The organism is Mesorhizobium sp. M7A.F.Ca.CA.004.04.2.1 (assembly GCF_004022825.1).
In the GTDB taxonomy this organism is placed as follows: domain Bacteria; phylum Pseudomonadota; class Alphaproteobacteria; order Rhizobiales; family Rhizobiaceae; genus Mesorhizobium.
On the sequence record NZ_RZPH01000421.1, the window covers coordinates 1 to 4,861 of the forward strand.

Annotated in this window: 7 protein-coding genes; 6 read left to right on the forward strand and 1 reads right to left on the reverse strand. The window is 65.4% G+C overall.

Annotation, left to right across the window (positions count from 1 at the left end; translation table 11 throughout):
* The 4 genes from EN893_RS18980 to EN893_RS19000 all read left to right on the forward strand — a co-directional run.
* Nucleotides 1–716 (forward strand): methylated-DNA--[protein]-cysteine S-methyltransferase (locus tag EN893_RS18980; RefSeq protein WP_128361694.1); only part of this gene is annotated, 716 nt, incomplete at its 5' end.
* A gap of 18 nt (nucleotides 717–734) precedes the next feature.
* Nucleotides 735–947: a hypothetical protein gene (locus EN893_RS18985; protein ID WP_236382747.1), complete on the forward strand. Its 213-nt coding sequence runs from the start codon at nucleotides 735–737 to the stop codon at nucleotides 945–947.
* A 321-nt stretch (nucleotides 948–1,268) separates the two neighbouring features.
* Nucleotides 1,269–1,823 (forward strand): methylated-DNA--[protein]-cysteine S-methyltransferase, encoded by a 555-nt coding sequence (locus EN893_RS18995; RefSeq protein ID WP_127272377.1) that lies wholly within the window; start codon nucleotides 1,269–1,271, stop codon nucleotides 1,821–1,823.
* Nucleotides 1,820–2,563, forward strand: coding sequence for a 2OG-Fe(II) oxygenase (locus tag EN893_RS19000; RefSeq protein ID WP_127272378.1), 744 nt, complete (start codon nucleotides 1,820–1,822; stop codon nucleotides 2,561–2,563). Before EN893_RS18995 ends, EN893_RS19000 begins: the two co-directional genes overlap by 4 nt.
* Before the next feature lie 24 nt (nucleotides 2,564–2,587).
* Here EN893_RS19000 and EN893_RS19005 read toward each other — a convergent pair whose 3' ends face one another.
* Entirely contained in the window at nucleotides 2,588–3,187 is a 600-nt protein-coding gene (locus tag EN893_RS19005) for a dihydrofolate reductase family protein (protein ID WP_127271659.1), read from the reverse strand.
* A 103-nt stretch (nucleotides 3,188–3,290) separates the two neighbouring features.
* On the opposite strand from EN893_RS19005, the gene EN893_RS19010 reads away from it, so the two are divergent.
* Nucleotides 3,291–3,707, forward strand: coding sequence for a helix-turn-helix domain-containing protein (locus EN893_RS19010; RefSeq protein ID WP_127271661.1), 417 nt, complete (start codon nucleotides 3,291–3,293; stop codon nucleotides 3,705–3,707).
* A gap of 117 nt (nucleotides 3,708–3,824) precedes the next feature.
* The coding region (dinB, locus tag EN893_RS19015; protein ID WP_128361695.1) for a DNA polymerase IV at nucleotides 3,825–4,861 on the forward strand (1,037 nt) is incomplete at its 3' end.

A 4,861-nucleotide genomic window follows, 5' to 3' on the forward strand; every position in this document is an offset into this window, starting at 1 on the left:
CCGGGCTGACACCGAAGGACTATGCCGCCGCGCACCGCGCAGCCAGGGTTCGTCAGGGCCTGGAAGACGGCGCCAGCGTGACGACGGCGATCTACGATGCCGGCTTCAATTCGAGCGGACGTTTTTATGAGAAATCCACTGGCATGCTCGGCATGACGCCGACGCGCTATCGCGCCGGCGGCGCCGATGAAGAGATCCGCTTCGCCGTCGGCGAGACCTCGCTCGGCACCATCCTGGTCGCGTCCAGTCAAAAGGGCGTCGCCTCGATCCTGCTCGGCGACGATCCTGACGCACTGGTGCGCGACCTGCAGGACCGTTTCCCCAGGGCACGGCTAATCGGCGGCGATCACGACTACGAGGCGCTGGTCGCCCGCGTCGTCGGTTTCGTCGAAGTTCCGGCGCTCGGTCTCGATTTGCCGCTCGACGTGCGCGGCACGGCGTTCCAGCAGCGCGTCTGGCAGGCCTTGCGCGACATCCCCGCCGGCCGCACGGTTTCCTATGCCGAGATCGCGCGGCGCATCGGCTCACCGAAGGCGACCCGCGCCATCGCCGCCGCCTGCGCCGCCAACAATCTTGCCGTCGCCATTCCCTGCCACCGCGTGACCCGCAGGGAGGGCGCCCTGTCCGGCTACGCCTGGGGCGCGGAGCGCAAGCGCGCGCTGCTGGAGCGTGAGGCCGGCGAATCTGACAGCGCCTACCGATCCGCGCGGAGATGACGGCCAAGCATGCGCGCGATGGCAAGATCTCATGACAGCGTCACCAATCGGACAGCTCGCACCACCGCCGCCGGCAACCGCGCGAAGTCCCATGTCATGGCCGCCATCGGCGGGCTGGTCGATGAGGGTAAGGCTGAGTGGAACCACACCGCAACCGGCGACATCGAGCTGCGCCTGCTGAGCGGTGAAGTGTTCGTGCTCGGCGAGGTGTCGGTCACGCGTGTCGAATGAGCATGCTTGGCTGAAGTGCGGACGGTTCAAAATCAGCACTCTATGGCGCGCCCCTCTGTCCTACCGGACATCTCCCCCACAAGGAGGGAGATTGGCAGTTCCGGCGCCGGCTCTCGTCCTGCAACGTTGGAGATTGGCGAAGGCGGTGGTGACAGCCAATCTCCCCACCCGTGGGGGAGATGTCCGGTAGGACAGAGGAGGGCGCCATAGAGCACCTACCTTTGCGCCTTTCAGGCAGATTTGAATTTGAAAGCAAGCACCGGAGTGAGACACGGCCGACACCGTGGCTAGGGTTCAGCCACAAACAAAGGAGTGAAGGCAATGAACCTTATACAAACCACTATGCCGATGGCCGCCTGCAACGTCGCCGCCCTCGGCACCATCGCCTATGCCATCGGCGAATCCCCCATCGGCAAAATCCTGGCGGCGCGCAGCGATATCGGCGTCTGCGCCATCCTGATCGGCTCGGATGCCGACACACTGGAGCAGGATCTCGCCAACCGCTTCCCAGGCAAGATACTGGCCAAGGACGAGGCCGCACTGCGCGACGATCTCGCGGCAATCGCGCGCTTCATCGAAATGCCCGGCGTCGGCTTCGACCTGCCGCTCGACCTGCGCCACGGCACGCCATTCCAGCAGCGCGTGTGGGAGGCGCTCCGAGGCATCCCGTGCGGCGGCACCATCACCTACACCGCGCTCGCCCGGCATATCGGCCAGCCGAACGGCGCCCGCGCCGTGGCGACGGCCTGTGCGGCCAATGCAATCGCGCTGGGCATTCCCTGTCACCGTGTTGTCCGCGCCGCCGGCACGCTGTCGGGCTACCGCTGGGGCGTCGAGCGCAAGCGCGCCCTGCTCTACAAGGAGGCTACGATATGAATGCCCATGCCAAGGTTGCCGCATCGGCGGTTGAAGCTGCTCAGACACGTGTTGCTGATTACGACTGGCCCGCCCTTGCCGCCGAACTGGACGGCTTCGGCTGCGCGGTGATTGAAAAGCTGCTGTCGCCCGAAGAGTGCCGACAGATCGCCGACCTCTATCCCGAGGAGAAGCATTTCCGCAGCCACATCCATATGGCCAGGCACGGCTTCGGCAAGGGCGAGTACCGCTATTTCCGCTATCCCTTGCCCGACCTCCTGGGTGGCCTGCGCAGCGCGCTCTATCCCAGGCTGGCCGAGGTCGCCAATCGGTGGAACGAGCGCATGGGGCAGGCCATGCGCTATCCCACGACGCATGCCGCGTTTCTCGAGCAGTGCCATGCCGCCGGCCAGACACGGCCGACGCCGCTGCTGCTGCAATATGTGCCTGGCGACTTCAACTGCCTGCACCAGGATCTCTATGGCGATCTCGCCTTTCCGCTGCAGGTGGCGATCCTGCTCTCCGAACCGGGCCGGGATTTCACAGGCGGCGAGTTCGCGCTGACCGAGCAGCGCCCGCGCATGCAGAGCCGAGTCGAAGTGGTGCCGCTGCGGCAGGGCGACGCCGTTGTGTTCGCCGTCCACAACCGGCCGGTGCAGGGCACCAAAGGCAACTACCGCGTCAATCTGCGCCACGGCGTCAGCCGGCTGCGCTCAGGCATGCGCCACACGGTAGGGATTATTTTCCACGATGCGAAGTGAGCAGGGAGAAGATGGAGGTTCCCCTCACCCCGCCGGTGCATAACGGCTGACCACCATGCCGCAGGCATAGGCCTTCGAGCCGAGCAGCCGCAGGTTCCTAAAACCGCCCTGATCAAAAACCCGGCGGCCCGCCCCCAGCACCGCCGGGTTGACGAACAGCTGGAACTCGTCGACCAGCCCGGCCGCGATCAGCGCTGACGCGAAACCGGCGCCGCCGAACACGGCAATGTCGCCACCCTCGCCCGTCTTCAGCGCGTTGACCTCGCGCGGCAGGTCGCCGCTGGCCACACTGGTGCGCTCCCAAGCCGGCTCCCAGGCCGATTGCTTGAGCTTGTTGCTGAGCACCACCTTGCGGGCGTCGACGATGCGCTGCGCAAAGGCGTAGAACGGATCGTGCGGAAACTTCTTCGCCGCAGTGCCCCAATGGGTGAGGTAGCCCTCCTGTGCCATTTTGCGGCTGAGCAGGATGGTATCGACGCCTGCGAAGACAGCGTTGAAGTCCTGCTTCAGCGCATCGTCCCAGGCGCTCTCGTCACCCCACTCCCAGAGCTGCCAGGAATGGTCCTCGGTGGCGCCGACAAAGCCGTCGACCGATATCTGCATCTGCAGGACCAGCTTTTTCACCGTCATTCTCCTCACGGCCATCGCAAAATAGTTTACATTTGGAACCGTTGACGCAAGGCCAAAACGATGTCAATAGTAAAGTGATTTAAAAATGGAACCATAGATGTCGACGCGCGAAAAATCCGACTGCCCGATCAACCTGTCGCTCGAACTGATCGGCGACCGTTGGACGCTGCTCATCATCCGCGACATGGCTTTCGCCGGCAAAAGGCACTTTCGCGAATTCCTGCAATCCGACGAAGGCATCTCCTCGCGCACGCTGGCCGAGCGACTGCAGACGCTTCAGGAGGAAGGCATCCTCACCAGAAGCGACGACCCGACGCATGGCTTGAGAACGGTCTACCGGCTGACCGAGGCAGGTATCGACCTCTTGCCGGTGCTGGCGACGCTCGGCGCCTGGGGCAGCAAGCACCGCAAGGCCGACGATAGGCTGGCGCGGATTGCCGAAGAACTGGCGGCGGGTGGCGAGGCGGAACTGGAACGGATGAAGGCGGCGCTGCGGGCGGAGCATATTGTCTAGGTGATTGCGCTCGAACTGGCTTGGCTGTTGCTGCACAAATCGCCCCTCGCTTGACAACGACCCGTGCTTGTTCTTTATTTGTTCCAATTCTATCAGCAACTGTGATGTGCGGTCGGGATGGAAACGACAGCCACCATCCTGCATGCCGATCTCGACGCTTTCTACGCCTCGGTCGAGCAGTTGCTCGATCCGTCGCTGCGCGGCAAGCCGATCGCGGTGGGCGGCGGCGTCGTGCTCGCCGCTTCCTATGAGGCCCGCGCCTTCGGCGTGCGCGGCGGCATGCCGGGGCGCAAGGCGCGTGAGCTGTGCCCGCAGCTGATCTTCGTCGGCGGCAATTTCAGCCACTACCAGCGGCTGGGCGACGCGGCGATCAAGGTGCTCGACGATTTTACCCCGGTGGTCGAGCGCATCTCCATCGACGAGGCGTTTGCCGACGTCGCCGGCTGCACGCATCTGTTCGGCTCGCCGCAGGAGATCGCAACGACCATCCGCCGCCGCGTGCGGGCCGAACTCGGCCTGCCGATCTCGATCGGCGTGGCGCGCACCAAGCATCTGGCCAAGATCGCCTCCCAGGTGGCAAAACCCGACGGGCTGGTGGTGGTCGACCCCGGCAGCGAGCTCGCTTTCCTGCACGACCTGCCGGTCGGGCTGATGTGGGGCGTCGGCCCGGCGATCAGGGCGAGGCTGGCGGAAATCGGCGTCGAGACCATCGGCCAGCTGGCCAGGACGCACAGCGGCGCGCTAACGCGGCTGCTCGGTCCCGCCGCCGGCGAAAAGCTCGCCGCCTTGTCATGGAACCGCGACCCGCGAAAGCTCGAAACGCATAGCCGCGCGCATTCGGCCGGCGCCCAATCGGCGCTGGGCCAAAAACCCGCCGTAGCGCGGATCATCGTGCCCACTCTGCTGCATCTGGCCGACCGTGTCGCCAGCCGGCTGCGCGCCAAGGCGCGGCCCGGCCGCACGGTGACGGTACGCGTGCGCTTTGCCGATCTCAGCGCCGTCACGCGCTCGATCACGCTTGACCAGCCGATCTCGGCGACCGCGATGCTGGCCGAGATCGCCGGCGATCTGGTGCGCGGCGTCCTCGCCGACAACCCCCACGAAAGAACGATCTCGCTGCTGGCGATCTCGGCCAGCATCGCGGTCGCCGAGAT

What these genes read in the sequence shown, in the direction of transcription:
- EN893_RS18985 (WP_236382747.1), top strand. Translation starts at nt 735, where the DNA reads ATGGCAAGATCTCATGACAGCGTCACCAATCGGACAGCTCGCACCACC.
- EN893_RS18995 (WP_127272377.1), top strand. Translation starts at nt 1,269, where the DNA reads ATGAACCTTATACAAACCACTATGCCGATGGCCGCCTGCAACGTCGCC.
- EN893_RS19000 (WP_127272378.1), top strand. Translation starts at nt 1,820, where the DNA reads ATGAATGCCCATGCCAAGGTTGCCGCATCGGCGGTTGAAGCTGCTCAG.
- EN893_RS19010 (WP_127271661.1), top strand. Translation starts at nt 3,291, where the DNA reads ATGTCGACGCGCGAAAAATCCGACTGCCCGATCAACCTGTCGCTCGAA.